Origin of the sequence: Mesorhizobium sp. M1163, assembly GCF_040318415.1 — a bacterium.
Classification (GTDB): domain Bacteria; phylum Pseudomonadota; class Alphaproteobacteria; order Rhizobiales; family Rhizobiaceae; genus Mesorhizobium.
Genome location: NZ_JAMYMF010000019.1, coordinates 106,220 through 132,140, shown reverse-complemented (window position 1 = coordinate 132,140; position 25,921 = coordinate 106,220). Strand labels below are relative to the sequence as shown.

Annotated in this window: 31 protein-coding genes and 2 pseudogenes; 18 read left to right on the top strand and 15 right to left on the bottom strand. The window is 62.4% G+C overall.

Translation table 11 applies throughout. The features are described 5' to 3' along the window. Window positions 1-103: 103 nt before the first annotated feature. Both NKH43_RS19285 and NKH43_RS19280 read left to right on the top strand, forming a co-directional pair. A pseudogene (locus tag NKH43_RS19285) lies at window positions 104-745 on the top strand (23S rRNA (adenine(2030)-N(6))-methyltransferase RlmJ); the annotation flags it as partial. A gap of 125 nt (window positions 746-870) precedes the next feature. Continuing rightward, the gene (locus NKH43_RS19280; protein ID WP_352515785.1) at window positions 871-1,323 is read left to right on the top strand and encodes a hypothetical protein; all 453 of its coding nucleotides are present in this window, start codon (window positions 871-873) and stop codon (window positions 1,321-1,323) included. Window positions 1,324-1,361: 38 nt separating this feature from the next. Here the strand turns inward: NKH43_RS19280 and NKH43_RS19275 are convergent, their stop codons facing one another. Then, window positions 1,362-1,724, bottom strand: a complete 363-nt coding sequence (locus tag NKH43_RS19275) for a VOC family protein (RefSeq protein WP_352481792.1) — start codon at window positions 1,722-1,724, stop codon at window positions 1,362-1,364. Between the two features lie 126 nt (window positions 1,725-1,850). On the opposite strand from NKH43_RS19275, the gene NKH43_RS19270 reads away from it, so the two are divergent. Beyond that, window positions 1,851-2,603: a sulfite exporter TauE/SafE family protein gene (locus tag NKH43_RS19270; protein WP_023719803.1), complete on the top strand. Its 753-nt coding sequence runs from the start codon at window positions 1,851-1,853 to the stop codon at window positions 2,601-2,603. 41 nt (window positions 2,604-2,644) lie between these two features. Here the strand turns inward: NKH43_RS19270 and NKH43_RS19265 are convergent, their stop codons facing one another. Continuing rightward, window positions 2,645-3,280 (bottom strand): TetR/AcrR family transcriptional regulator, encoded by a 636-nt coding sequence (locus NKH43_RS19265; protein WP_502895886.1) that lies wholly within the window; start codon window positions 3,278-3,280, stop codon window positions 2,645-2,647. A 62-nt stretch (window positions 3,281-3,342) separates the two neighbouring features. On the opposite strand from NKH43_RS19265, the gene NKH43_RS19260 reads away from it, so the two are divergent. After that, a complete protein-coding gene (locus NKH43_RS19260) occupies window positions 3,343-3,873 on the top strand; it encodes a DinB family protein (RefSeq protein WP_352859439.1) in 531 nt (176 codons plus the stop codon). Between the two features lie 457 nt (window positions 3,874-4,330). Here NKH43_RS19260 and NKH43_RS19255 read toward each other — a convergent pair whose 3' ends face one another. Next, window positions 4,331-4,939 (bottom strand): hypothetical protein, encoded by a 609-nt coding sequence (locus NKH43_RS19255; protein ID WP_198030507.1) that lies wholly within the window; start codon window positions 4,937-4,939, stop codon window positions 4,331-4,333. A gap of 349 nt (window positions 4,940-5,288) precedes the next feature. Between NKH43_RS19255 and NKH43_RS19250 the strand changes: the two genes are divergently transcribed. Further along, window positions 5,289-5,885, top strand: coding sequence for a glutathione S-transferase family protein (locus tag NKH43_RS19250; RefSeq protein ID WP_023719799.1), 597 nt, complete (start codon window positions 5,289-5,291; stop codon window positions 5,883-5,885). Between the two features lie 228 nt (window positions 5,886-6,113). Then, window positions 6,114-6,782, top strand: coding sequence for a Pr6Pr family membrane protein (locus NKH43_RS19245; RefSeq protein WP_156948090.1), 669 nt, complete (start codon window positions 6,114-6,116; stop codon window positions 6,780-6,782). A 97-nt stretch (window positions 6,783-6,879) separates the two neighbouring features. Here the strand turns inward: NKH43_RS19245 and NKH43_RS19240 are convergent, their stop codons facing one another. Beyond that, on the bottom strand, window positions 6,880-7,530 hold the full coding sequence (locus tag NKH43_RS19240) for an outer membrane protein (protein ID WP_023719797.1): 651 nt from the start codon (window positions 7,528-7,530) through the stop codon (window positions 6,880-6,882). A 422-nt stretch (window positions 7,531-7,952) separates the two neighbouring features. Between NKH43_RS19240 and NKH43_RS19235 the strand changes: the two genes are divergently transcribed. Beyond that, the gene (locus NKH43_RS19235; protein WP_023719796.1) at window positions 7,953-8,729 is read left to right on the top strand and encodes an SDR family oxidoreductase; all 777 of its coding nucleotides are present in this window, start codon (window positions 7,953-7,955) and stop codon (window positions 8,727-8,729) included. After that, a complete protein-coding gene (uvrC, locus tag NKH43_RS19230; RefSeq protein WP_352859437.1) occupies window positions 8,726-10,804 on the top strand; it encodes an excinuclease ABC subunit UvrC in 2,079 nt (692 codons plus the stop codon). Before NKH43_RS19235 ends, uvrC begins: the two co-directional genes overlap by 4 nt. 195 nt (window positions 10,805-10,999) lie before the next feature. Here the strand turns inward: uvrC and NKH43_RS19225 are convergent, their stop codons facing one another. The 3 genes from NKH43_RS19225 to NKH43_RS19215 form a co-directional block, all read right to left on the bottom strand. Then, complete coding sequence (locus tag NKH43_RS19225; protein ID WP_023719794.1) at window positions 11,000-11,131, bottom strand: hypothetical protein; 132 nt, start codon at window positions 11,129-11,131, stop codon at window positions 11,000-11,002. Window positions 11,132-11,544: 413 nt separating this feature from the next. Continuing rightward, entirely contained in the window at window positions 11,545-12,462 is a 918-nt protein-coding gene (locus NKH43_RS19220) for a hypothetical protein (protein ID WP_352859436.1), read from the bottom strand. Between the two features lie 80 nt (window positions 12,463-12,542). Next, entirely contained in the window at window positions 12,543-12,776 is a 234-nt protein-coding gene (locus tag NKH43_RS19215; protein WP_023719791.1) for an ATP-dependent DNA ligase, read from the bottom strand. Between the two features lie 374 nt (window positions 12,777-13,150). Here NKH43_RS19215 and pgsA point away from each other — a divergent pair, with 374 nt between their 5' ends. From pgsA to NKH43_RS19185, 6 genes are all read left to right on the top strand, one after another. Continuing rightward, on the top strand, window positions 13,151-13,747 hold the full coding sequence (gene pgsA, locus NKH43_RS19210) for a CDP-diacylglycerol--glycerol-3-phosphate 3-phosphatidyltransferase (RefSeq protein ID WP_352848443.1): 597 nt from the start codon (window positions 13,151-13,153) through the stop codon (window positions 13,745-13,747). A 1-nt stretch (window position 13,748) separates the two neighbouring features. Next, window positions 13,749-14,006 carry a molybdopterin converting factor subunit 1 gene (gene moaD, locus NKH43_RS19205; protein ID WP_292662329.1) on the top strand — a complete coding sequence of 86 codons (258 nt, stop codon included), beginning with the start codon at window positions 13,749-13,751 and terminating at the stop codon, window positions 14,004-14,006. Between the two features lie 3 nt (window positions 14,007-14,009). After that, window positions 14,010-14,489 carry a molybdenum cofactor biosynthesis protein MoaE gene (locus tag NKH43_RS19200; protein ID WP_352859434.1) on the top strand — a complete coding sequence of 160 codons (480 nt, stop codon included), beginning with the start codon at window positions 14,010-14,012 and terminating at the stop codon, window positions 14,487-14,489. Between the two features lie 65 nt (window positions 14,490-14,554). After that, complete coding sequence (locus NKH43_RS19195; protein ID WP_352859432.1) at window positions 14,555-15,322, top strand: YbaY family lipoprotein; 768 nt, start codon at window positions 14,555-14,557, stop codon at window positions 15,320-15,322. A gap of 61 nt (window positions 15,323-15,383) precedes the next feature. After that, window positions 15,384-15,563: an SDR family oxidoreductase gene (locus NKH43_RS19190; RefSeq protein ID WP_023719786.1), complete on the top strand. Its 180-nt coding sequence runs from the start codon at window positions 15,384-15,386 to the stop codon at window positions 15,561-15,563. Window positions 15,564-15,728: 165 nt separating this feature from the next. Then, entirely contained in the window at window positions 15,729-15,998 is a 270-nt protein-coding gene (locus NKH43_RS19185; protein ID WP_023719785.1) for a hypothetical protein, read from the top strand. Window positions 15,999-16,069: 71 nt separating this feature from the next. Here the strand turns inward: NKH43_RS19185 and NKH43_RS19180 are convergent, their stop codons facing one another. The 5 genes from NKH43_RS19180 to NKH43_RS19160 form a co-directional block, all read right to left on the bottom strand. After that, complete coding sequence (locus NKH43_RS19180) at window positions 16,070-16,678, bottom strand: class I SAM-dependent methyltransferase (RefSeq protein WP_352859431.1); 609 nt, start codon at window positions 16,676-16,678, stop codon at window positions 16,070-16,072. Window positions 16,679-16,829: 151 nt separating this feature from the next. Next, the gene (gene ndk, locus NKH43_RS19175; RefSeq protein WP_023719783.1) at window positions 16,830-17,252 is read right to left on the bottom strand and encodes a nucleoside-diphosphate kinase; all 423 of its coding nucleotides are present in this window, start codon (window positions 17,250-17,252) and stop codon (window positions 16,830-16,832) included. A 118-nt stretch (window positions 17,253-17,370) separates the two neighbouring features. Then, window positions 17,371-17,667, bottom strand: coding sequence for a DUF1905 domain-containing protein (locus tag NKH43_RS19170; protein WP_352588611.1), 297 nt, complete (start codon window positions 17,665-17,667; stop codon window positions 17,371-17,373). 177 nt (window positions 17,668-17,844) lie between these two features. Continuing rightward, window positions 17,845-18,480, bottom strand: coding sequence for a 5,6-dimethylbenzimidazole synthase (gene bluB / locus NKH43_RS19165; protein ID WP_352495584.1), 636 nt, complete (start codon window positions 18,478-18,480; stop codon window positions 17,845-17,847). A 313-nt stretch (window positions 18,481-18,793) separates the two neighbouring features. Beyond that, window positions 18,794-19,504, bottom strand: a complete 711-nt coding sequence (locus tag NKH43_RS19160; RefSeq protein WP_352859428.1) for a glutathione S-transferase family protein — start codon at window positions 19,502-19,504, stop codon at window positions 18,794-18,796. Window positions 19,505-19,581: 77 nt separating this feature from the next. Between NKH43_RS19160 and NKH43_RS19155 the strand changes: the two genes are divergently transcribed. Next, window positions 19,582-20,094, top strand: coding sequence for a DinB family protein (locus NKH43_RS19155; RefSeq protein WP_352859426.1), 513 nt, complete (start codon window positions 19,582-19,584; stop codon window positions 20,092-20,094). Window positions 20,095-20,108: 14 nt separating this feature from the next. Next, window positions 20,109-20,408 (top strand): hypothetical protein, encoded by a 300-nt coding sequence (locus NKH43_RS19150; protein WP_352507902.1) that lies wholly within the window; start codon window positions 20,109-20,111, stop codon window positions 20,406-20,408. A 69-nt stretch (window positions 20,409-20,477) separates the two neighbouring features. On the opposite strand, the gene NKH43_RS19145 is transcribed toward NKH43_RS19150, so the two are convergent. The 3 genes and pseudogenes from NKH43_RS19145 to NKH43_RS19135 form a co-directional block, all read right to left on the bottom strand. Continuing rightward, entirely contained in the window at window positions 20,478-20,780 is a 303-nt protein-coding gene (locus tag NKH43_RS19145; RefSeq protein ID WP_023719778.1) for a DUF982 domain-containing protein, read from the bottom strand. Window positions 20,781-20,928: 148 nt separating this feature from the next. Beyond that, a pseudogene (locus NKH43_RS19140) lies at window positions 20,929-23,008 on the bottom strand (ATP-dependent helicase). A gap of 94 nt (window positions 23,009-23,102) precedes the next feature. Then, window positions 23,103-23,276, bottom strand: coding sequence for a hypothetical protein (locus NKH43_RS19135; protein WP_023719776.1), 174 nt, complete (start codon window positions 23,274-23,276; stop codon window positions 23,103-23,105). Between the two features lie 132 nt (window positions 23,277-23,408). Between NKH43_RS19135 and NKH43_RS19130 the strand changes: the two genes are divergently transcribed. Together NKH43_RS19130 and NKH43_RS19125 are read left to right on the top strand one after the other, a co-directional pair. Beyond that, window positions 23,409-23,588 (top strand): hypothetical protein, encoded by a 180-nt coding sequence (locus NKH43_RS19130; RefSeq protein WP_352859424.1) that lies wholly within the window; start codon window positions 23,409-23,411, stop codon window positions 23,586-23,588. Window positions 23,589-24,041: 453 nt separating this feature from the next. Then, a complete protein-coding gene (locus NKH43_RS19125; RefSeq protein ID WP_352859422.1) occupies window positions 24,042-25,919 on the top strand; it encodes an ABC-F family ATP-binding cassette domain-containing protein in 1,878 nt (625 codons plus the stop codon). Window positions 25,920-25,921: the final 2 nt, after the last annotated feature.

Here is a 25,921-nt window from a genome sequence, read left to right as displayed (position 1 = left end):
GGGGTCCTACACCCCCCCTCCCGGCAGGGGCCGATAGTATTGGGACACACCCCCCCGAAAAAAGCGGGCATAAGGGCAGGGGGACTTCGCCGGGGGGGCCTTGGCCGCCCTCGACGCCCCGGCGGCGGCATTGCTGGCACCGTATCTTGGAGCCGTCCGTTCGCTCAATCCGGACGGCGGCGTGAAAAAATACCCGGGTTCGCCGCTGATCGCCCGGCACCTGCTGCGCAAGCAGGACCGGCTGTCGGCGGTCGAGCTGCACCCTAAGGATGCTGCCAGGCTGAAGGCGCTGTTCGACGGTGACTTCCAGACCCGGGTGATCGAGCTCGACGGCTGGCTGGCGCTCGGCGCGCATCTGCCGCCAAAGGAGAAGCGCGGCCTCGTGCTCATCGATCCGCCTTTCGAGGAAGAGGGCGAGTTCGGTCGCTTGGTCGACGGGCTGCAAAGAGCCCATCGGCGCTGGCCAGGCGGCATTTACGCGCTGTGGTATCCGCTCAAGGACCGCAAGGCGGTCGCCGCCTTCCGAAAGGCGCTGAAGCAAACGGGCATTCCCAGGCTGCTCGACGTCGGCTTTGAGATTAGGCCGGCCTCGGTCGAGCCGAGCCTCGACGGCTGCGGCATGGTGATGGTCAATCCGCCCTTCACCCTGGAGGGCGAGTTGCGGACGCTGCTGCCGGCGCTGCACCGGCTGCTTGCTGTCGAGCAGCCATCGCATTGGACGCTGGACTGGCTGGCGGGAGAGTAGTTTGAGGTGCGGTCCTTGCCGTTCCCTCAGCGCAACCTTCGTCACCGTAACCATCGTCACTACAACCGCTTGACCGCGCGTCAGCGAATCCGCACAGTGCGCGCAGTCGACCTTGAGAGGCTGCCATGACTCGCTTCGCCCAATCCGCCCTTGCCGCACTGCTCGCCGTTTGCACGCCGCTGGCTGCGCCTCTCGGCGTTACTCAGGCGGTGCAGGCCGCCGACCTTGCAATCTATACCGATGAGGACAGCGGCGTCTGCGGCGAGGCCTGGGTGCTGAACAAAATCACCGACCGCTTCTCGTATCAGGTGCATCACGTGCCGCATCTGCCGGATGTGCAGATCGTCGATTTCCAGCGCATCCACCAGCATCGCTATCTGCCGGCCGACGACACCTGGCCGATCGGCCGCCGTTATTGCGGCGCCACCGTCAGCCTCTCCGACGGCCACGCCCGCACCATCTGGTATCTGATCGAGGAAGGCCAAGGCTTTGCCTCGATAGGCGACAATGTCGAATTCTGCGTCTCGGGCTTCGACCGCTGGATGGTCTACAACGGCCGCTGCCGCGTCCTGCGCTGAACCAGTGCCTTCCGATTCCCGATGGATTGTTGCGTCACTTAGGTGGTCGAGAAAAGAAACACCTGACGGCCGTCAGGATCGCGGACGATCACACGCCTGCCCATAGCCGTCGCCTTGACATCCGCAATGATTCCAAAACCATTGGCCTTCGCGGCAGAAGCCGCTTCGTCCGCGTCGGTGACCTCGAAGCCGATCATCGTTCCCGCTCCTTCCGCCGTCGTTCCTTCGTTTGCCGGATAGAGTTCGATCGCGAGCCCTTGACCTTGGAACGCGAAATGTATCGGACCGGAGCCGTGCTGCTCTTGCCTGAAGACAATTCCGAAATTCGCATAGAAAGCCGCGGCTGATCTGGGGTCAGCCGAAAACCATGTGACAAATGCCAAGCTCGGCAAGGGGGGCATTCATACCTCTTTGGTGTGTGGACTGTCCGGCGCTCAAGGTCGGACGGAGGTTGCGAAAATCGTAGATTTCCATGCAGGTCAACGCCAACCGGCCACATCGATCACTTTGCGGGGAAACAGCACTACATGGATTCGCTTGTTTATATTGTTGCAATTGGGGCGGTCGTTGCAGGTTTCGTCCAAGGGCTGTCCGGGTTCGCTTTCAGCCTGGTTGCCATGTCGTTTTGGGTTTGGACCGTGGAGCCCCAGCTTGCTGCTGCCATGGCGGTCTTTGGGGCGCTCACCGGCCAAATCATCGCCGCCGTCACCGTCCGCCGGGGTTTCGACCTCAAGCTTCTGCTGCCATTCCTGATCGGCGGGACCATAGGAATTCCGGTCGGTGTCGCCATCCTGCCCCTGCTGGATGTGCACTTGTTCAAGTTGATCTTCGGCGCGCTGCTGGTCGTTTGGTGTCCCTTGATGCTTTTTGCCCGTCGCCTCCCTCCCATCACGTTCGGGGGTCCTGTTGCAGACGGTGCAATAGGTCTGGTTGGCGGCATCATGGGCGGGCTTGGCGGCTTCACCGGCCCGGTTCCAACGTTGTGGTGCGTGCTGCGGCAATGGGAAAAGGACAGGCAGCGCATTGTCATCCAGAATTTCAACCTTGTGACCCTCTCCATGACGATGGCCGCCTATCTTGCGACCGGAAAGATCAAGCTCGAAATGCTGCCGATGTTTGCCATCGTCGCGCCGGCGATGTTGATACCGACACTCCTTGGCGCGAGACTCTACATCGGCATCAGCGAAGCAACGTTTCGAAAGATCGTCCTCACGCTCTTGGCCGCATCAGGTGCGGCATTGCTGGCATCGGCCTTGCCGCATCTCATGAGCCGGGTTTGAATCCGACGTACAGAAATCCCCGACTTCCGCCGTGCCCTGCGCTATCGACCGATGCGGCCCGCGCCCGATAGGTAGGCGCAGATCAGTTCGACGAGTTGCTTTTGCAGCTCCGGCGCGGCGAGCATGTTCCGGCGTGCCGCGTTATGGATCACACCTTCGATCGCCGACGACAGCACGCGCGCGACGGTCTCCATGTCGGCGCCTTTCCTTGGCTTGCGATAGGCGGCGACGGCGGTCGCGTAGTGGTTGAGATATTGTGTCTGGAACGAAGCGTGGGCGGCCCTGGAGCCGCGATCGCCCGGCGCCTCGTCGAGCAGCACCTGATGCAGTGTCGGGTGAATGCTGTGCGCCGCGATCATGCCGCGCACCAGCTCCTGCGCGAATTTCCTGAGCGGCTTTTGGCCTTCCGCCGAATCGCGAATGACCGACAGCACATGATCGAAATGACGGCGCCGGACGGCTTCGAGCAGGGAAAGCTTGTCGGGAAAATACTGGTAGAGCGTGCCGATGCTCACGCCCGCAGTCTCGGCCACCTTGTTGGTGGTGAAGCCGGCCCAGCCCAGCCCGCTCAGAACATGAGCCCCTGCCTCGACGATCGCCTCTACGGTCGCCCTGGAACGCGCCTGGCGCGGCTGCTTGCGCATGCGCGGATACGGTTTTGCAATGCGAGTAGACACGCCCGCCCATTCTCCTGAAAATATGAACAACATACTCGCATTTCCAGAAAAGGACACCGACCATGAGTGCGCTCGCCCTGCTTCGCAGCCTGTTTGCCTATCAGGCCTGGGCAAATGACGAACTGCTGGAAAGGCTCGTCAGTCTCGACCCGCCCGTTCACGGCAAGGAACGGCAGGCCGTGATACGGCTCATCGATCACAGCCATGTGGTGTCGCCGATATTCTCAGCCCACCTGGTTGGTGCAAGCCATGGCTACTCCGCCGACGCCAGCGAGGACACGCCGGCCCTCGACGAACTTCGTGCCGCAGTCGCGGCGACCGATCGGTGGTATCTCGATTATCTCGAAACCGTTTCGTCGCAACAGCTCTCCGAGCCCGTCGCATTCGTGTTCACCGACGGGGATAAGGCATTGATGTCGCGACAGGAAATGCTGACCCACGTCGTACTGCACGGCGTCTATCATCGCGGTGAAGCGGGGCGCATCCTGGCGCAGATTTCCGTCACGCCGCCATGGGATACCTTCGCCGTCCATCTCCACAGGGCCGAGCCTTCGCGCCGGCTGCAGAAGCAGCGCGAGCCGCTCGGCGCCTGAACGGCCGAGCGTTTTCGATTAGGAGATCGGCTCGACCGGATCTATCGAGCGATATCCTGTCTTTCAGAAATGCGAGCTATCTGCTTACTTTCATCGCGTCGTGCAAGATAGTGCAGCGGCGTGCTCGTCGCGTTGCTTCGTACTTACCTGTAGTTTATCGTTTCGGACAAGACGAGGCGGGCGACCGCCTTCGCTCTTGACAATGTTCGCGCTGAGCGTCGGACGTTGAAGCGCAGAGCTGGTCGAAAAGGTCCTGAGCTTGACGCGAAGACCGGTCGAGATAGAGCGAGCAGAATTTCTGTCGCAGAACTTCGCTGCGCGACACAAAGATTCGCAGCCGATTTTTGCACCGGTAAAATGGTCGCGCGCTCGCCGTAACCGAAACTTAAGCTGCAGAAATCATTCTAATGCTTCGCTGGCTAGCAAGCCGCGAGTCAGATATGCATTGCGCGCCGGGTCAATAACGGCCGTCGGCACAACGGAAGGGGCATGATATGGCTAAGCAGTCATCCAAAGCGCCGGCATCCAAGGCACCGGCAAAGAAAGCACCAGTAAAAGCAGCGGCGGCAAAGGCCGCAACTGCTGTGAAGAAAGCAGCACCCGCTGCCAAAGCGAAGGCCGCCGCGCCTAAGGCAAAAGCAGCGCCGGCGAAAAAGCCGGCCGCCAAGGCGGCAGCAAAACCAGCCGTGAAGAAAGCAGCACCTGCCAAGGCAAAAGCAGCACCGGCCAAGGCCAAGGCTGCACCGGCAAAGAAGGCGGCACCGGCCAAGAAGCCGGCTGCAAAGGCCGCTGCGAAACCCGCTGCGAAGAAGGCAGCACCGGCAAAGGCCGCCGCTGCAAAATCTTCCGCAGCAGTGAAGAAAGCAGCGCCCGCGGCCAAGCCGAAGGCAGCGCCCGCAAAGGCGAAGGCCAAGAAGTAGTCGCCGCTCTCCGATCGCCGGGGACAGTACTCAAGACAGCCAGGGCGGGATGCCGGACAGGCGCCTCGCTTGCTAGCTGACGGTCGGGCAGGACGAGAAAGAGGCGGGAGGAAGATGTCTTTTCGCAGCTCCCAGGACTTCGCCACGCGGCGAAGTCCGGTGGGATTTTCGTGGCTGCCAAAGACCAACCTTCGGTGCAAGGCCGAGTTGGTAGCTGATCGGATTTGGATTGTCCGACCTGCTCGCTTCTGCCGCCGCACCTCCGGCTCATCGCATCCAGATTGAAGTCGAGACAATGGCTGCGCGCTGGCGGCGCGGTTTTCCGCCTCTGGCCGTTGATGAAGCCAGCATGATCGGTCGTCAACAGTGCCCACGCACGAGCCCCAATCGGAATCGATTTTCGGTGAGGGTCATGCGCGAAGTCACAATGCTACCGCGTCCTCTTGCGCGTCCAACAGGACATATGGAGCTGTAGCCGGTAAACAGGAATCGACAATGCCCAGACTGCTCTACGCGTCTACTTCTCCCTACAGTTCCAAGGTGCGCATGGCAGCACTTCATGCCGGCATTGCGGTCGATCTCGTGCCGATAAAGACCGAGGAAAAGCCGGCCGCGCTGATCGGCGCCAATCCGCTCGGCAAGATCCCGGTGCTGGTGCTCGACGACGGCCGCTCGGTCCACGACAGCCGCGCCATCACCCAGCATCTCAACCGGATGTCCAAGAACGCATTGTTTCCGCGCAATCCCGACAAGCGCCTCGAGGCGGAGGTGCTGGAGGCGTTGGCCGACGGCATCTGCGACTGCGCGCTGTCGATGGTCTATGAGCGGCGCACGCGGCCCGAAGAGATGGTCTACCAGCCTTGGCTCGAGCGCCAGTGGAGCAAGATTTCGGCCGCGCTCGATCTGCTCAACGCCAACCCGCCGAAGCTGCCGAAGAAAATCACTGTCGGCCAGATCGCGCTGCGCGCTTGCCTCGGCTATCTCTCGCTGCGCTTCGCCGGAAAATGGGAAAAGGGCCGCGGCCGGCTGACGCGCTGGGCGGCACGCTTCGACGAGAAATTCCCGGAGCTGAAGCCCGGCATCCCGGCTTGAGGGCGGGGATGGCGAAGCTACCGATCTTCCCCTAATGCATGTCGCGCAAAAGTGTGCAGCGGTTTTGTGATAACGACATGCATAAAACAGGAACCTAAAGCGCGTCGCATGCCGCCGGTCGAACGCGACGCGCTTTAGCGGATTCCTGGCGGGAGGCGCAACGGCCAATTTCGACATGCTGGGAGTGAGCCGGGCCGGCGAGGCTGGAAGGTTGGTCTTGGGGGCATTTTGGTCGACAGACGTTCCGCCCAGTCTTATCGTCGCTTTCTCAAACGTAAGCCGGTGGGGGAGGGCGATTTGATACAGCGCTTGTTTGCCCTGATCATTTGTCTATCCGCGTGCACTGGCATTGGCCTTGAACTCAGCACCTTGATCAAGGGCGGTGCATCGATGCTTGGCTCGCTGTGGGTGTTGGTGGGATATTTCACGATCCTGACCAACGGTCTTGTCGCCATTGTATTCGCAGCCATAGCGCTCCTCGGGGAGCGTTTCGACCATCCAACGCTGGTGGCGTGGACGGCTGCCGTGATGGCCCTGGTCGGGGTGATTTTCGCGGTGTTGCTCCAAGGGCTGCGCACTTTGGCTGGCGCGACCGCCGAAGCAAACTTTCTGCTCCACCAACTCAATCCTGTCCTTGTCTTATTGTTCTGGCTTCTATTCACGCGAAAGGGGAGGCTCTCGTGGCGCGATCCGCTTCTATGGGCGCTCTATCCCCTGGCCTATCTCGCTTATGCCCTGGCTCGTGGTGTCGCTGAAGGGAAATACGCTTACCCGTTCATAGATGTGTCCGCCAATGGCTGGGTCGCAGTCATGTCGAATGGCGCCACTATCGCCCTCGGTTTCATCGCAGCAGCCGAAGTTCTGGTCCTGGTCGACCGGATGCTGGCTCAACGCTGACCTCGAGATCACGCGTGCCCATGCCGACAGGATGGGCACCGGGCACAAAAAAAGCCGGGCGCGAGGCCCGGCTTTTTCGTGTCGTGGCTTGGACGACTTAGAACTTCATACCGACGCCGAAAGTGACGCGATTGTCGGTCGACTTGACCTTGCCGATACCGTCGAAGTTCTTGTCGCCGAAATCGGTGTAGCGGTACTCGACACGGCCGAACACATTGTCGGTAATCTTGATGTCGGTGCCGACGCCGGCCGTCCAGCCGAGCATGGTGTTGGTGTCGCTGAAGCCGGCGGCTTCCACCTTCTGGTTCTTCAGCGCGCCACCGGCGGTGCCGTAGAGCAGGATTTCCGGGGTAACAGCGTAGCCGAGGCGAGCGCGCAGCGAGCCTTCGACGCCGCCCTTGGCCTCGATGCCGGCATCGTCGCCCTTGACGCCGTTATAGCCGATATCGGCTTCGGCACCGTAGACGAAGTTCTCCTGCTGCCAGTTGTAGCCGCCGAAGACGCCGCCGACGAAGCCCTTGGTATCGATGTCGACACCAACGGTTTTGGCATCGGCATGGCCGGCGAAGCCGTAGCCGACGCTCACACCGGCATAGGGGCCGGCCCAGGATGCGACCGGAAGTTCGGCGATCGGGGCAGGTGCCGGCGGCTCTTCCTGAACCACGTCCGCGGCATAGGCGGTTCCGCCGAGGGCGAACAGCCCAAACGCCACCGCGAGCGGTCGCGCAAATTTAAGATTGGCTTGCATTGTTCTTTACTCCTTAAGCCACAGGACACAGGCTTGTTTTTTCATGAGCGCCCTCAACCCGTCCGGGGGGTGAAACGGATCCGGCGTTCAACGGTTCCAAATGTCGTGTCGAAATGCGGCTGAAGCGAACCTGAACTTGGGTCATTCCCTGGCACGAATGAGGCAGAACCTTGACGTTGCATCTTCGCAACAGCGAGATGTTAGCAGGTTCGCCGTGCTGCACTGCACACGGCTTGGTGCAAGGGCTCCCGCGCCCTATATTGCGGTCGGGCTGGCCCGGATTCCGGTCGAGCCAGAATGCCGACCGGGCCACTTTGCCACAATCCTGCCCCAGGTGGAAATGGGATTTAACACTTGGCAGGCCATATTTTGCCGGCCCGGTCCCGGCAGGTCGGAATCGGCATCAGATTGAGGATTGACAGATGAGCAAGGTCGCCGCGACGGCACTGGTGACAGGCGGGGCGAAGCGGATCGGCAGGGCGATCGTCGAGGATCTTGCTGCGCACGGTTTTGCCGTCGCCATTCACTGTAATCGCTCGCTGGCCGAGGCGGAGGCACTGGCGGCCGGGATCAACAGTGGTCATTTTGGTCGAGACGGCAGGGCCGCTGTGGTTGCTGCCGACCTGACCGACATGGACGCCGTCGGCAACCTTGTCGGCCGCGCGGCGGCGGCGCTCGGACCGGTGTCGCTGCTGGTCAACAACGCCTCGCTGTTCGAGCACGACAGTGTTGACGATTTCGACTGGCCGGCCTGGGATCGCCATTTCGCCGTGCATGTCAAGGCGCCGGCTCTGTTGGCGCAGACTTTCGCCCGGGCCTTGCCGCAGAGCAGTGAGGGGTTGATCGTCAACATGATCGACCAGCGCGTCTGGCGGCCGACGCCGCGTTATTTCTCCTATGCGCTGTCGAAGTCGACCTTGTGGGCAGCGACCGAGATGATGGCGCAGGCGCTGGGTCCCCGCATCCGCGTCAACGCCATCGGTCCGGGCCCGACCTTGAAGAACACGCGCCAGCACGACAGCGATTTCGACGCGCAGATTGCCGGCCTGATCCTGAAGCGCGGCCCGGAATTGCCCGAATTCGGTGACACCATCCGTTACCTCTGGGCGGCACGCTCGGTCACCGGCCAGATGATCGCGCTTGACGGCGGCCAGCATCTTGCATGGCAGACGCCCGATGTGACAGGCATGACGGAATGAGCCCCATGGACCAGAAACAAAAAACGCGCGGCGGCGCCGACGACCTGCCGCCCGAAATCGACCTCGAGGACGAGGCAGCCGAGGAGGTCGTCGAGCCTGCAGCCGCTGGTCCGGACGTCACCTTCACCGCCATCGACTGGACGCCGCATGCCGGCGATGCCGACGGCATGGTCGGCGCCGAGGTGATCCAGACGCTGGTCAAGCGGCTGCCCAACGCGCCCGGCGTCTACCGCATGATGAATGCCGCCGGCGACGTGCTCTATGTCGGCAAGGCACGCAGCCTGAAGAAGCGGGTCACCAACTACGCGCAAGGTCGGTTCCACACCAGCCGCATCGGCCGCATGGTGCGCGAGACGTCGACGATGGAGTTCGTCGTCACCCGCACCGAGATCGAAGCGCTGCTGCTTGAAGCCAACCTCATCAAGCGCTTGCGGCCGCGCTTCAACGTGCTGATGCGCGACGACAAGTCGTTTCCCTATATCCTGTTGACCGGCGACCATGTCTCGCCCGGCATCTACAAGCATCGCGGCGCGCGCTCGCGCAAGGGCGACTATTTCGGCCCCTTTGCCTCAGCCGGCGCCGTCGGCCGCACCATCAATTCGCTGCAGCGCGCCTTCCTGCTCAGGAGCTGCACCAACTCCTTCTACGAGAACCGCACCCGGCCTTGCCTTTTGTTCCAGATCAAGCGCTGTGCCGGCCCGTGCACCGGCGAGATCTCGCATGGCGACTATGCAAGGCTTGTCGCCGAGGCGAAGGATTTTCTCTCCGGCCGCAGCCAGAAGGTGAAGACGGAGATCTCCGCCGCCATGCAGCAGGCTTCGGAGAACCTCGATTTCGAACGCGCCGCCATCTATCGCGACCGGCTGGCGGCGCTGTCGCATGTGCAGAGCCATCAAGGCATCAATCCGCAGACCGTCGACGAGGCCGATGTCTTCGCCATTCATCAGGAGGGCGGCCAGGTCTGCATCCAGGTGTTCTTCTTCCGCACCGGCCAGAACTGGGGCAACCGCGCCTATTTTCCCAAGGCCGATCCGGCGCTCGAAGCTGGCGAGGTGCTGGGTTCGTTCCTGGCGCAGTTCTACGACGACAAGCCGACGCCACGCACCATCCTGTTGTCGTATGGCGTCGAGGACCAGGAATTGCTGGCGGAGGCCCTCTCCACCCGCGCCGGCCGCAAGGTGTCGATCTCGGTGCCGCAGCGCGGCGAGAAGAAGGACCTGACCGACAACGCGCTGCAGAACGCGCGCGAAGCGCTCGGCCGGCGGCTCGCCGAGACCTCGACCCAGGCGCGGCTGCTCACCGGCTTTGCCGAGACCTTCGGCCTGGAAAAGCCGCCGGTGCGCATCGAGGTCTATGATAACTCGCACATCATGGGCACCAACGCCGTCGGCGCGATGGTCGTCGCCGGGCCGGAAGGGTTTGTGAAGAACCAGTATCGAAAGTTCAACATCCGCTCGACCGAGATCACGCCGGGCGACGATTTCGGCATGATGCGCGAGGTGATGCAGCGGCGCTTCTCGCGGCTGTTGAAGGAACATGGCGATGCCCCGCAAACCGAGAGCGCGGACGAGGCGGGCGCTACCGGACCGGGCGACGATGTCGAGGACGCCGGCGGCTTTCCGGCCTGGCCCGACGTCATCCTCATCGACGGCGGCCAAGGCCAGATGACGGCGGTGCGCAAGATCCTGTCCGATCTCGGCATCGAGAACCGCGTCGTGGCCATCGGCATCGCCAAGGGTCAGGACCGTGACGCCGGCCGCGAACGCTTCTTCGTCAAGGGCAGGGACTCATTCTCGCTGCCCGTTCGCGATCCGGTGCTCTATTTCGTCCAGCGGCTGCGCGACGAGGTCCATCGCTTCGCCATCGGTTCGCACCGCGCCCGCCGCAAGAAGGAGATGGTCAAGAGCCCGCTCGACGACATCAGCGGCATCGGACCCGGCCGCAAGCGCGCGCTGCTGATGCATTTTGGTACGGCCAAGGCCGTCAGCCGCGCCGCCGTCGAGGACCTGGTCAAGATCGACGGCATTTCCGAGCAGGTGGCGAAATTGGTCTACAATCATTTTCACGAGAAATGAAAATGCCTTGGCGCATTGATCGCCGGATGCTTTCATATCTGCCATAACTACCGGATATTTCTGGCAGATTCGTTTTGTAGGGGCGGTCAGCGCGCGTTTCATATCGGGGGTGATCATAGTGCGTCGAGGTCGCCAAACCCGTCACACCGCGCTGTGTGTCAGGGCAGGGGGTAGGTGATCGGTATGCGGTCGCGATCATTCGCCCGGTTCCTGGGGTTTGTGCCACCACCATTTGATGAAGCGAGCAATCGCGATCAGACCGGCGACGACGCCAAATAGGCTCGCGGTCAGGGTGAGCACCTGCCCGAGGTCGAGAGTAACTATCATGGGGGCGTTCCTTTCAAGACAGATCTCGCCATTGAGAAAAGTTCTAAAAGGAACTGCTAAGATAGACGCAGGCAGGCGGCGCGATGTCAACGGGCAAAATGCCGTGATACCCGAGACGTTTGGGGAACAAGTGGCACGAACAGGAATAGAGTGGAACCAACGTGCATTGAGTGGAACGAACTTACGCGAAACGGGGCGATCACATCTGCGTTACTTACACCATACCGAGATGACCGCGCGCCCTCGCGTACGCCGTTCATTTGTTCGCGAAATGATTCCGTCCCATGCGGCACCCGGGTTTGTAGCATTCGGATTGAGGGACATTGGCGCTTTATCCCTGCAACATTTGCCACAGGGTAGAAGGCGATCATTGAGACTGTCGATCGGTTGACGCGCGACTAGGTGACCGGCGATTAGTTGCCGATCATCTTCTTCCAGCCACTGGCTAGGCGCGCTTTGTCGTACGCGGCTGCTTCAACGGTGATTTTTTCATCCTCTAGCGCAACTTGTCGGAGAGCGTCCACGAGATCGTTGTAGTTTTTAAGGGCATTCTGGTCAGGAAATAGGATTTGGCCACTCTCATTTATGGAAATCTCTCCCATATCCAAGAGAAGCTTTGTCGCTGACGCGGCGATCTCAAACATGCGCTGGTAATTCGTAGCCCTACGCTCCACGAAATTGCGCTCTGCGGCCCGTTCTTGGGACAACCCTCCAAGAAATGGATCTCGTGACCCTTCAGGCAAACGGCTTGCTATAACGACAATTTTCGTGCGCTCGTCGGCCAGCAATGCATCGACCGCGGGCATAACAAGCCGGACTTGTACCAGCTTGGCGTTGGCCGCTTGATACGAGGCCAATAGTACACTGCGGTCCTTGACCTTCGCAGTTTCTAGAAACCCATCAAGGGTGTGGTCATCAAATTGAGTGAAAAGTTGTCCAACACTATTGTTCGTCTGGTCAGTTACCTCTCGGCTGTCGCGACCTACAGACCCTATCACAGTCTGCGATGTGCTTAACGCCTTCTCAAAGTTCTCCGCGCCCCCCGCCTGAATGTCGCGTTGGAAGCGCTTTACGTCGATATAGCCGCTTATCCTTGCTTGGTTTGATAGAACCAGAACTGCAGCAGTCATCAAAAAGAGAATATCGTGGCGAAAATTAGTGCGCGCGGACTTTATGAGGGCGTAGTAAACTAGGCTAAGCATCAGAAAGATACCGACTGCCTCGCCGGCGACATAGGCAAACCCGCCGGCGATAGACCCGGTCGTGAAATAACTTACTGCCGCTACGGTTGCGACAAGAACAGCAAGCCCCAGCAAATCAAAACGTTTCATCTCGCTCCCCCAACAGGACATCAGTCGTTGTTGGAGGCTCTCCTGTCAATCTTCATGCGCCATCATTGGTACTGGAACCACTATTCCTCGCGGATAGCTCGCAAGGTCGCATGGGGTAGCTTGTCTTCGCGTTTGAGGGTTTTGACCCGGCCGACAAGGTCCGGCTTGATCCATTCGGCCTCGTTCTTGTCGGCGCCCTTTGGTGGTGTGCCTTTGCCGGCTTGAACACGTTGCCAAAGGCGTTCGCGCATAGCCTTGGTCAGGGCGAAGTTTGCCGAACCGACATAGCGCCGTTCCGTATCGCGCGTGGCCATCAATGCTAAAGGTGCCGAACCGGGTTTACGTTTGAACGTCGCCTGGTGAGATGGTATTGCTCGCGATCGTGCAAGCTTGAGGACCGCAAAATGCTACATGTTGAGCGGTTGATTGCCGCAGGGTACGTTGAGAAGCGTCTTCCTGTCCCCATGTTTTAGGGGGTTGCGTCCTGCATTACGCGGTTCGCTGCGGGGACAGGCGATTCGCGACATCGGAGCATGTGGTTGCAACGTTGCGCGGTTTGTCCCGAATAATTATTTCACGAGAGCTAAGCCCCTATTGCCGATATTTCGGCTGGCTAATCGATTCTGGCCTGTTGACCCCCCACATTCGCTTCTGATTTGACTAAGCAGGCAAAAAGAGTTCCCAAAACATGGCCCAGCGCGCGTTCAACCTGCCTAACATGCTCACTTATGCCCGCATTCTGGCGGTGCCGTTAGTCGTGCTGTGCTTCTTCCTGGAAGGGCATCTGAAGTCGAGCGACTTCGCCCGCTGGTCGGCGCTCATCATTTTCCTGCTCGCCTCGATCACCGATTACTTCGACGGCTATCTGGCGCGCGCCTGGCAGCAGACCTCGAATATCGGCAAGATGCTCGACCCGATCGCCGACAAGCTGCTGGTCGCCACTTGCCTGCTGCTGCTCGCCGCCGACACCGACCGCCATGCCGGCATCGCCGGCTGGTCGCTGTGGGCGGCGATCATCATCCTGTGCCGCGAGATCCTGGTCTCGGGCCTGCGCGAATATCTGGCGGCCCTGAAGGTCTCGGTGCCGGTGACGCAGCTGGCAAAGTGGAAGACCACCATCCAGATGATCGCCATCGCCTTCCTGCTTGCAGGCCCCGCCGGCGACAAGGTCTTCCCGCTGACCACCCAGACCGGGCTGGTGCTGCTGTGGATCGCCGCTCTGGTCACGCTCTACACCGGCTACGACTATTTCCGCGCCGGCCTCAAGCACATCATGGATGAATAAAATGTCAACGAAGCTCATCTATTTCGCCTGGGTGCGCGAGCGGATCGGCAGACCGGAGGAAGACGTCGAACTGCCGGCCGGCATCGAAACGGTCGCCGACCTGTTGCGCTGGCTGAAATCGCGCGGCGAGGAATACGAGAACGCGCTGCAATATCCTGATGTGATCCGCGTCGCCATCAACCAGGAACATGTCGAGCATCGCGAGAAGATCGCCGGCGCGCGCGAGATCGCGCTGTTCCCGCCGATGACCGGTGGCTGAACCATGTCCGCGGTGGTGCCTGTCGTGCGCATCCAGGCGGAGGACTTCGACGTCGCCGCCGAGATCGCCAGGCTGACCCAGGGTCGCAACGATATCGGCGCTGTGGTGACCTTCTCGGGCCTTTGCCGCGACGAGCAAGGCAGGCTCTCCGCACTCGAGCTCGAACATTATCCCGGCATGGCCGAAGCCGAGATTTCCCGCATCGCCGGCGAGGCAATCGAGCGCTGGCCGCTGCAGGGGCTCACCGCCATCCATCGCCACGGCAAGATCTCGCCCGGCGAAAACATCGTGCTGGTGGTAGCCGCTTCCGCCCACCGGCAGGCGGCGTTCGAGGCCGCGAATTTCCTGATGGACTATTTGAAGTCACGGGCGCCGTTCTGGAAAAAGGAACACCATAGCGACGGTTCGGAGGGCGGCTGGGTCGACGCCAAGGAGGCCGACGACAAGGCGGCGAGCCGCTGGAAGCAGCCGCCGTCCGAATAAATCCCGCGACAGCCATTCATTGACCGCAATCCTGCGAAACCCTTTGCCGGAAGGGGAGCAGGATCATGCTGGACAGGATCGCCGAGTTCTTCATCTTCGGACTGGTGCCGCTGGCCGTCGGCATACTGGCCGTTCCGGATCATTCCGTGGCTGCCGAAAAGACCCTCAAGGGCAAGGTGATGTATCGCGAGCGCATCGCGCTGCCGCCCAATGCCGTGCTTTCCGTGCAGCTTGCCGACGTTTCGCTGGCCGACGCGCCGGCTGCAATCATCGGTGAGCGCAAGGTGGTGCCGGCCGGCCAGGTGCCGATCAAGTTCGAGATCAGCTTCGATCCGCAGGTGATCCGGCCTGATATGACCTACGCTCTGCAGGCGCGCATCACTGTCGACGACCGGCTGCTGTTCGTCACAGGTGCGCGCCACCAGGTCGACCCGCTCAGCGACGCGCCACAGACCGTCATGCTGAAAATGGCGGCGCCGAGCGATGAGCCGGCGGCAGCCTCCGTGTTCGGCCAAAGCTGGCTGGTCGAATATATCGACGGCATCGGCGTGATTGCCGAGCCGCGGGCGACATTCCGGATCAGCGAAGCCGGCAAGGCCGGCGGCAGCGGCCCTTGCAACGTCTATTTCGCTACCGCCAAAGTCGATGGTTCGACGATTACCATCAGTGACATCGGTTCGACCTTCAAGGCCTGCGCGTCCGAGACCATGGCCGAGGAAAAGGCGCTGTTCGAGGCGCTGGCCAAGGCAGCGTCGTACCATATCGACGCCGGCAAGCTCATCATCGCCGACAAGGATGACCGCGTCATCCTGCGGTTCAATGCTGCGAGTTGAGACTTGTCGATATTCAGGTGAGGCCTGCACCGGCTCGGCCTGCCCTGATTCTCAACAGGCCTTGGACCGTTCCGAAACGATCACACCTGTGGTGGCGGCGCAGACGTCAGGCCGAAGCGGCGCATCAAAGGCTGGCTCGCCGGAAGAGATAGCGACGGTCGTGGCCTTCCTTGCTTCCGATGACGCCTCGTTCGTCTCCGGCCACGGCCTGCTCGCCGATGGCGGCTATTCGGTCGCCTGATCGGCCGCATGTCGATCACGTTGTGTTTCAGCCGGAATAAACCGGACAGAGCGCGCGTTACGTCCTCATACGATGGCGGGTAAGGCAAAAGGGATGTTTGTCCCTTCGTTGATGCCGCCAGAATGGCTGCGGCTCGTTCTGGCCTTAACTCAAAGGAGTCCAGACATGAAAACGCACGCGCTTATCCTTGCCGCCACCGGTGCATCGCTCCTTGCCTTCACCGGCCTTGCCAAGGCGGACGACCATCTGTTCGATGCCCTTCAACATGGTCTCAGTCCTGACAGCCAGCCTTTCCAGACCAACAAGGCTGGTCATAGCGGCGATCTCGCGCCCGGGCAGGGTAGCCCGTTCACAGGTCACGATACACAGACGCCGGCCACCGACACGGAAGCGGCGAACGAACATGCGAACGTGAAGGAACGCCAGGCGAAATAGACTGGCAGAACCCGCCGCTAGGGGGCGGCGGGCGAGATCTATCGGGCGACGACCGCATACACCAGGCATTCTCAATTTGTCGCGAGTTTGAATACCGCGCCGTAGTGGTAGGGCGGTATATCCATCAGTTCGGCGAGCTTGAACCCGCTTGCTTCCGCCGCCGCGGTGGTCTGTCCGGGTGACAGCCTCAGCTCGGTCTTCGGTCCGCGTGGCTCGCCCAGAACCGTGGTCTGCTCGCGCGGCTGCTGGTGCCAGTTGACGATGGCAAAACGACCGGCCCTGCCAAGCGTCGCCCGCACGGCGCGGGCAAGGCGCGGCCGGTCCGGAACGCCATGGAAAGCGTTGGCCATGAAGACGAAGTCGACGGGCCGGGGCACCAGTCTGGCAAGCTCATAGGCGCCGCCCGCCACAAACTCGCAATTGCTCGCGCCTCCGTCGGCCAGCCGCCGCCGGGCGACTTCGAGCAGATCGGCATCGATGTCGATGGCGATGACCTGACGAACGACCCTGGCCATTGGCAGCGTGAACCAGCCGTCGCCGCAGCAGAGATCGACCACATCCATGCCGTGCTTCATTCCCACCGCCGTCAACACCCCGGCAGGGTCGGGCCACAACGCCTCCCACCAGCCGCCGGTCGGCATCTCGGTGCCCTGAAACAAGCCGGGAATGGTGCTGGTCATGGCCTGGTCGGCTCCGTTGTCGCGACCGCGTTTGATCCGTGCCCTCGAGCTTAACGCACCCATGACCTGTCGAGGAGCCTGAACCTGAAATGTCTGCTAACGAAAAAGGCCGGCGTTGCGCCGGCCTCTTTGATGGGTTCGGGATGCCGGCTTAGCCGACGATCTCGGTGTCCGAGAACCAGTATTTGATCTCCTGCGCGGCGGTTTCCGGCGCATCGGAACCATGCACGGAATTCTCGCCGATCGACAGCGCGTGCAGCTTGCGGATGGTGCCTTCGGCGGCGCTTGCCGGATTGGTGGCGCCCATCACTTCGCGGTTCTTGGCAATGGCGTTCTCGCCTTCCAGCACCTGCACGATGGTCGGGCCCGACGACATGGACTCGACCAGCTCGCCGAAGAACGGACGCTCCTTGTGGACGGCATAGAAACCTTCTGCCTCGCGGCGGCTCATCCACACCCGGCGCGAAGCGACGACGCGCAGGCCGGCATCTTCCAGTATCTTGGTGATGGCGCCGGTGAGATTGCGACGGGTCGCGTCCGGCTTGATCATGGAAAAGGTGCGTTCGAGCGCCATGGGATCGTCCTTGTGATGGAGAGTGGAATTGAGGGTGGCGGGCTCTATACAAGCCGCCCGCCGGCTTGCCAAGGGGAGGTGGGCGCACAGCGCGTCGCCGTCAGCCAGACCCAATGTGTCATAGCTCTATCTCGATCGTCAGGTTGGCCGTGTCGCCAGCCCTAAGGCCTTCGCGGACCCGCACCGCCGTCTTGATCGGCAAGAGCAGGCTGCCGGATTTCTTGTCGGGAAACAGCGATGTCCGCCATCTGGTCTGGCCGATGACGGCTTCCACGCCAAGCGAGCCCCAGGGCCTTGCCATCCCCACCATCGCCGTCTTGATCCATGCTCCAGGTTCCGGCGGTAGCGTCACGAAATGCCAGCCGCCCTTGCCCGGATAGACCCAGATCTCGGCCTGCACCTCGCAGCGAAACATTCTATGCCCTTCCTCAGATCAAGGCCGTCACGACTGGCTTTGCCTTGGTCTCTTGTTGGCGATGCTGACGATCGGCGAAACATCCATGATATCCATTCTGCCCTGCAGCGGAGGAGTCATTCTCCCCTGCAAAGAGAATGGCTTTCCTGCAAAAAGAATGGCAGCGCCGCCGTTGCACTACCGTTTTATCACGATCGAAGCGCGCCGGACTTCCCAACCTTGCCGTTCCAGTTCCGGCACGCTGTGTTCCTCGCTTGGATAGCCGACACAGAAATAGCCGATCAGCGTCCACTCCGCCGGCACGTCCAGGATCGTCGCCACCTCGGCCGGATCGAGGATCGAGACCCAGCCCATGCCTATTCCTTCGGCGCGCGCCGCCAGCCACATCGTGTGGACTGCCATGACAGCGGAATAGTCTATGGTGGCTGGCATGGTCAGGCGGCCGAGCCCATGCCCTTGCTCGGTTGCGCGGTCGGCGAAAACCGCAAGCTGGCAGGGCGCCTCATTCAGGCCGGCAAGCTTCAGGCGCCCATAGAGCGCGGCGCGTTCGCCGCAAAAATTTGCGAGTGCCTCCGCGTTGCAGCGCTCGAAGCAGGCCCTGACGGCAGCGCGGCATGCTTCGCTCTCGACGACGACGAAGCGCCAGGGCTGGCTCAGCCCGACGGAAGGCGCGGCGCTGGCAAGCTCGAGCAGCCGCTCCAGCGCCCCTTCGGGGAGCGGCGTCGGCTTGAACCGCCTGACGTCGCGCCGCCACAGGAAGAGATTGGCGAGCCCGGCGCGAAAGTCGGCCGGGAACTCTGGGTTTGCGGTCATGGCGCGCTGCCTTTGTTGTGATTGCCCGGTTCGCCGGATGTTCGTCTTGTTTGCTTCGATCCAGGCACGGATGAGGCGCTTCGAGCGACACTTCGTCTACCCGCATTGTCGCATTTCGCCGGCTGGCAACTTTCAGTTAAGGCCGGACAACGTCCCTGCCGGCAACGCAGTTGGACCTCGACCGGCAAAACAAAACCCGCCTCGGCAAGCCGGGCGGGTCGTCGGTACGAATCAGCACCATACCCAAATTAGTAGCATAGCTGCCGGCACAAAGCAAGAACAAAATGTGGCGTTGCCGATGAAACTGCCGATTTCAACTATCGAGCGGGGCGATCGCCGCCGCCGCGACCGTGCGGCCGAGGCCGCCATGCAGATCGAGGCATCGTTCGAACCATTGCGCCACGACATCGCTGTCGTCGAGCAGCCGGTAGGGCGTGGCGATGCGCGCCCATTGCAGCGCGCCGAAAACGATGTAGTCGGCAAATAGCGGCGACGGGCCGCCGATGAAGGGCTGATAGCCAAGCATCGAGCGGAGCGGCTCCAGCGCGGCGCGGAAGCTGGCGAGCCCAGCGTCGCGGGTGGCGTATACCGCCTCCAGGCGCTTGCCGAAGCGCTGCTCGCGGTTCTGCCGGAAATAGGCGGCGTTCGTCTCGTCCTGCATGGCATGCAGGTCCAGTATCGCCGCGGTGGTGACGTAGGGATGGATGGTCAGCTGCGACCAGCGTTCGATGAAGCGCGCCATCGCCTTGCCACCGTCGCCGGAAAACAATGTCGGCCGCTCGGGATAGGTCTGCTCGAGATAGAGCGCGATGGCGAAGGAATCGGCGACCACCGTCTCGCCGTCGCGGATCACCGGAACGAGCTTCGAGACGCCGCCTTCCACCTTCGGCACTTCGAGGAAACGGGTCGGCACGCTGGTGATGTCGAGCCCTTTATGGGCCAGCGCCATCGCCGCCTTCCAGCAATGTGGGCTGAACGGGCGGGCGGCGTCGCGTCCGACAAGGTCATAGAGCAGAATGGTCATTGGCGGCAGCGTCCTCGCAGTCTAACTATGCCCGAAACAGACCCGCGCGAAACAGGGTCTCGCAGGTCGAGAGAAGAATGAAACAGCATTTCAGGATGTTTGCGGCCTACAATCAATGGGCCAATGGCCGCATCTACGATGCCGCCGCCGATCTCGACGAGGAAGAGTTCGACCGCAATGTCGGCGTCTTCTTCAGCTCGATGATGGGAACGCTCAACCACCTCCTGGCAGCCGACCGTATCTGGATGAAACGCTTCACCGGCGAGGGCGACGCGCCGGCAAGGCTCGACACGATCCTGCACCGCGCCTTGCCAGGCTTGCGGCTGGCGCGCGAGGCCGAGGACAAACGGATCATCGACTGGGTTGCCGGCTTGAGCGACAAGGCGCTGTCGGGCCGCTTCTCCTACATGACCGTCTCGGATATGCGCACCGTCTCGCAGCGGTTGGCGCCGGCGCTCGACCACTTCTTCAACCACCAGACCCACCACCGCGGCCAGGCGCATGCGATCCTGACCGTTCTGGGCAAGCCAAGCCTCGGACTGGACCTGACGATGTTCCAGCGCAGCGAGGAGGGCAGGGCATTCGCCTGAACCTGGGGCGGCTGGTGAAGCGGATGGTCGATAGCGGACGATCTGCCGAGATTGCAAAAAGCGCCAAAACATTTTATGGAGCGCATGGTCGTGAGGGCGGCCGCTTCAGCAGCATTCAGCAGCAACAGCGAGAATTGGCACGCATGCCCAATGAACCCTTGCGCCTTGTGGCGTTCTTCGCCGTGGTCCTGGCGCTTCTCAACTCCGGTTATTATTTCCACCAGGGCGACATTGTCGCGACCATCTATTTCATGATCGGCGCCATTCTTGTGACTGCGGTGACCCGGATGAGCATCAGAAGGCAGCTGATTTAGGATCTGCCGACCTAAAACCACCGACAACGGACCGCATCTCCGGCCGGCCAAGATGACGAAGAGGTTGCGTCAGGCGGCGTAGCCGCCGAGGCCCCGGACGACCGGCTTGACCGAGACTGCCGGCTGGGCGGCCGGCCAGAGGATGCCGGCCGTCACGGCGAAGGTGATCAGGGCGTCGCGTGCCGCTTCGGCCGAGATCTCGCCGGCGCGTGCCGCCTCGCAGGCCTTTACCGCGGCGCCATAGCTCAGCCGCCGGCGCGAAGGCGGGAACTCGGTCAGGAACTCGTGCATCTCGGAGAACGAAGCGATCGTCCGCTTGTAGCCGGCGCCAACGGTTAGGGCGACCGGTGTGGAAAACGTCCTGTCGTGCATTCTGGCCTCTCGAATGGGCGGAGGTCACGGCGGACGCCGTTCTCCGGTCTGGGGTCGGGCAGAAACGCGGATCACGGCGCGAGGTTCCATGTTGCCGTGATTTGTTTTTTTCGCTCGCCCGGGTGAGCAGCGCGCCGAGGGCGCGTGCCTATTTCCACATGCCGCGCATGCGGGCGCCGAGGTCGACGCGCACCTGCGGCTGGCGGCGCGGATCGTCCCTGGCCTGGACGCTGGCCCAAGCCACCTGCTCGAAGGCACCAAGGATCGGGCGCGGGATGAAGCGCGTGCGCGAGGCATAGACATGGCGGTCGCCGCGCGCTGCCTGGCCGTGGACGAAAAAACGCTGCGGCATCACCAAATGCAGGCTATCCTTGGCCCGCGTCATCGCCACGTAGAGCAGCCGCCGCTCCTCGTCGACGTCCTCCTTGCTGCCGACCCCTAGGTCGATCGGGATGCAGCCGTCGACGGTGTTGAGCACGAAGACGTTCTTCCACTCCTGGCCCTTGGCCGAATGGATGGTCGACAGGATCAGATAATCCTCGTCGCGGTGCGGCGGGCCGGCTTCGTCGCTGGTCGCGTCCGGCGGATCGAGCGTCAGCTCGGTGAGGAAGCGCTCGCGCGATCCATAGCCGGAGGCGATCTGCTCGAGCTGCAGGAGATCGGCCCGGCGCGTCGTCGCATCCTCGTGGATGCGTTCCAGATGCGGCTCGTACCAGAGCCTGACCTGCTCGATGTCGGCCGGCCATTTCTTTGCGCCGGCGCGCAGGCCGCAATAGAGCGCGACAAAGCCCGGCCAGTCGTCGGCGGCCCGCTGCGGCGGCCGGTAGCGCGCAAGCCCCATCGTCTCGTCGAGCGACGTCGCCATGGTCTTGACGATCGCATTGGCGGCCGAAGGGCCGATGCCGGGCAGAAGTTGCAGCACGCGAAAGCCGGCGACGCGGTCGCGCGGGTTTTCGGCAAAGCGCAGCACGGCCAGCACGTCCTTGACGTGGGCGGCATCGAGGAATTTCAGCCCGCCGAATTTGACGAAGGGGATGTTGCGGCGCGTCAGTTCGATCTCCAGCGGGCCGCTATGGTGCGAGGCGCGAAACAGCACGGCCTGCGCTTTGAGAACGGTACCGGCCTCGCGCTCGGTGAGTATCGCCTGGCAGACATAGCTCGCCTGCTCGATCTCGTCGCGCACGCTCACCAGCTTCGGCTTTTCCGCCGATTTGCGCTCCGACCAGAGATTTTTGGTGAAACGTTCCGACGCTTCGCCGATCACCGCATTGGCCGCCGCCAGGATCGTCTCGGTCGAGCGGTAGTTGCGCTCCAGCATGACGACCTCGGCCGGCTGCGCGAACTGCTTGGGAAAATCCAGGATATTGCGCACTTCCGCGGCGCGGAACGAATAGATCGACTGCGCGTCGTCGCCGACCACCGTCAGCCCCGATCCGTCGGGCTTGAGGGCCGTCAGGATCGAGGCCTGCAGCCGGTTGGTGTCCTGGTATTCATCGACCAGCACATGGTCGAAACGTGCACCCAGATGCGCGGCGATTTCCGGCTCGCCGGCCATCTGCGCCCAGTAGAGCAGCAGATCGTCGTAATCGAGCACGTTCTGCGCCTGCTTGGCCTCGACATATCTGGCGAATAATTGTTTCAGCTGTTCGGCCCAGCCGGCGCACCACGGGAACACCGAACCCAGCACCTCGCCGAGCGGCGCCTGTGCATTGACGGCACGCGAATAGATCGCAAGGCAGGTGCCCTTGGTCGGGAAGCGGGCTTCGGTCTTCGAAAACCCAAGCTCGTGGCGGGCGAGGTTCATCAGGTCGGCGGAATCCTCGCGGTCGTGGATGGTGAAGGCGGGATCGAGACCGATCTCCAGCGCATAATCACGCAGCAGCCTGGCGCCAATGCCGTGGAACGTGCCGGCCCAGCTCAGCGCATCGGTGATGACAGAAGCATCGCGGCCCAGCCTCGCCGGCGATGCGCTCGACCCGCTTGGCCATTTCCGCCGCGGCACGGCGGGAAAATGTCATCAAGAGGATGCGGCGCGGATCGGCACCCCTAACGATCAGATGCGCGACCCGGTGCGCCAGCGTGTTGGTCTTGCCGGAGCCGGCGCCGGCAATCACCAGCAATGGTCCCGCGACCTTGCCGTCGCCATGTTCGACGGCAAGCCGCTGCTCGGCGTTGAGCTTTGCCAGATAGGCCGGCTGGAAGGACGAATCACGGGCGGCGAGGTTCATCGCCCATCAAGCATCGTTTCTGCTTTGTTCGCAACGGTTTGCGGAGCCGGGATAGGGCTCGTGAACGAAGAAGCCTTGTGGGCCGGCCTGTTGACTAACGCCCGGGCTCGACGCCCATCCTTGCCGATTGCCGCCGCAGCGCCTCGCGATCGTCTTCTGGTGGCGGCAGCAGCAGCGGATCGAAATCGTCGGGCACCTCGTCGATCACTTTCTTGGCGACGCGATAGGCAACATAGACGATTGCCCCGGCGATAAGCAGACGGATCATGGCTTCCTCCATTGATTCTGGAGCAACCGGAGACGCGGCATTTTGTTCCCCGACTTCTCGGCGAATGCGGGAACGACACCGATCGCGCAACCAAATCGCCGACGCCTCGTTGTCGGGCGAGAGGAGACTGCGATGAACAAGCGCTCAATCCTGCTGCTTGTGGCAGCGCTGACCGTTGCGGGTTGCGACAACAACATCCAGCCGACCAAGGCCCCTGGCGATACGGTCGAGCAGAATCCGCAGGTCGACAAGAATCCGGTGCCGAAGTCGACGACCGGCGGCGATCAGCCCGGCACGCCGCCGAAACAATGACCGCTTCAAATGGCGTCGGCGCCGGTCAAAAAAGGGTGGCCGGCGCCGCTTGGGAGGAAGCTGATGACGCCGGCCAGGCGGAGATCAGGCCCGCCGCACATCCAAGAATAGCCGAGTCTTTCCGCAGCGTCATGGTCCGATAGCGTACAAACGGCACGCCCTGTGGACAAACCTGCCGCCACGCCGGCGTTTGTTCATCACATGGTTTGTCTATCCCATGGAACAAACCCGGCTGCTGCGTGTTTGGGTGTCGATCGGACGCTCCCAAGGCCGCCGTTCACGAAAGAACCCGCTTTCCTTGCCCCCCTCAGGATAGCGGGTTCTTTTTGCGTTTTGCGGGAAGTCGCGGTGCGCGGGGGTCGGCGTCACCTGCTTGCCGGTTTTCGCGCCTAATGCGGCGAACCGGGGCTCAAGCCCTTGCGAAGCATGGTTGTCCCGTGCAAAAGCGCGGCCATGCTGATCATCAACGACCTTTCGCTCCGCATGGCCGGACGCCTGCTTCTCGACCATGCCTCGCTGACCTTGCCGGCCGGCAGCAAGGCTGGCCTTGTCGGCCGCAACGGCACCGGCAAGACGACCTTGTTCAAGGCGATCACCGGCGACCTCGCCTCCGAGACCGGCTCGATCAGTCTGCCCAAGAACACACGCATCGGCCAGGTCGCTCAGGAAGCGCCGGGCACCGAGGAGCCGCTGATCGAGATCGTGCTCAAGGCCGACCTTGAACGGAGTGCGCTGCTCGAAGAGGAAAAGACGGCGACCGATCCGCACCGCATCGCCGATATCCATATGCGGCTGGCCGATATCGATGCGCACTCGGCCGAGTCACGCGCCGCCACCATTCTCGCCGGCCTCGGCTTCGACGACGCCGCACAACAGCGCCCGGCCTCGTCCTTCTCCGGCGGCTGGCGCATGCGCGTCGCGCTGGCCGCGGTGCTGTTTGCCGAGCCCGATCTGCTGCTGCTCGACGAGCCGACCAATTATCTCGATCTCGAAGGCACGCTGTGGCTGGAAAACTACGTGTCGAAATACCCGCACACTGTGCTGCTGATTTCGCACGACCGCGACCTGCTCAACCGAGCCGTCAATTCGATCGTCCATCTCGACCAGAAGAAGCTGACGTTCTGGCGCGGCGGCTACGATCAGTTCGAGCGCCAATATACCGAGCAGCGCGAATTGCAGGAGAAGGGCCGCGTGAAGCAGGAAGCCGCGCGCAAGCACATGGAATCCTTCGTCGAGCGCTTCCGCGCCAAGGCGTCTAAGGCGAGGCAGGCGCAGTCGCGCATCAAGGCGCTGGAGAAGATGAAGCCGATCGCCGCGATTGTGAACGACACGGTTCGGCCGTTCTCCTTTCCGGAGCCGGTGAAGACGGTGGCCTCGCCGATCATCGCGCTGAACAACGTCAATGTCGGCTATACCGAGGGTGCGCCGATCCTGAAGAAGATGACGCTGCGCGTCGATGCCGACGACCGCATCGCGCTGCTCGGCGCCAACGGCAACGGCAAGTCGACCTTCGCCAAGCTGTTGGCCGGCCGGCTGAAGCCGGAGACCGGCGGCATGACCGTGGCGCCCGGGCTGAAGGTGGCAATCTTCGCCCAGCACCAGCTCGACGACCTCAGGCCCGACGAAAACGCCTATGAGCATGTCCGCCGGCTGATGCCGGACGCGCCGGAATCCAAGGTGCGCGGCCGCGTCGCGCAGTTCGGCCTGACCACGGAAAAGATGAACACCGCCGCCAAAGACCTGTCCGGCGGCGAAAAGGCGCGGCTCCTGATGGGCCTGTCGGCCTTCGAGGGGCCGAACCTGTTCATCCTCGACGAGCCGACCAACCATCTCGACATCGACAGCCGTGAATCGCTGATCCATGCGCTGAACGATTTTCCCGGCGCCGTCATCCTGATCTCGCACGACCGCCATCTGCTCGAAGCGACCGCCGACCGGCTGTGGCTGGTCAAGGAGGGCGCGGTTAACCCGTATGACGGCGACCTCGAGGACTACAAGACGCAGGTCACCGGCGTCTCCGGCGACCGCCGCGGCAAGCGCGAGGCGGACAAAGCCTCGAAGGCCGACCGCCGCCGCGATGCAGCCGCGCGCCGCGCCGCTTTCGAGCCGCTGGCCAAGGAAATCCGCGCCACCGAAGCGCTGATGGACCGCCTCCGCAAGCGCATCGACCTGATCGAGGACGAACTCGCCAATCCGGCCGTCTACGAAAAGGACCCCTCGACCGCGACAAGGCTGGCCAAGGAACGCTCACAACTCGCGCAACAGCTGGCCGGCCACGAGGAGAAATGGCTGTCGATGTCGGCGGAGTACGAGGAAGGCACGGCGGAGTAGGA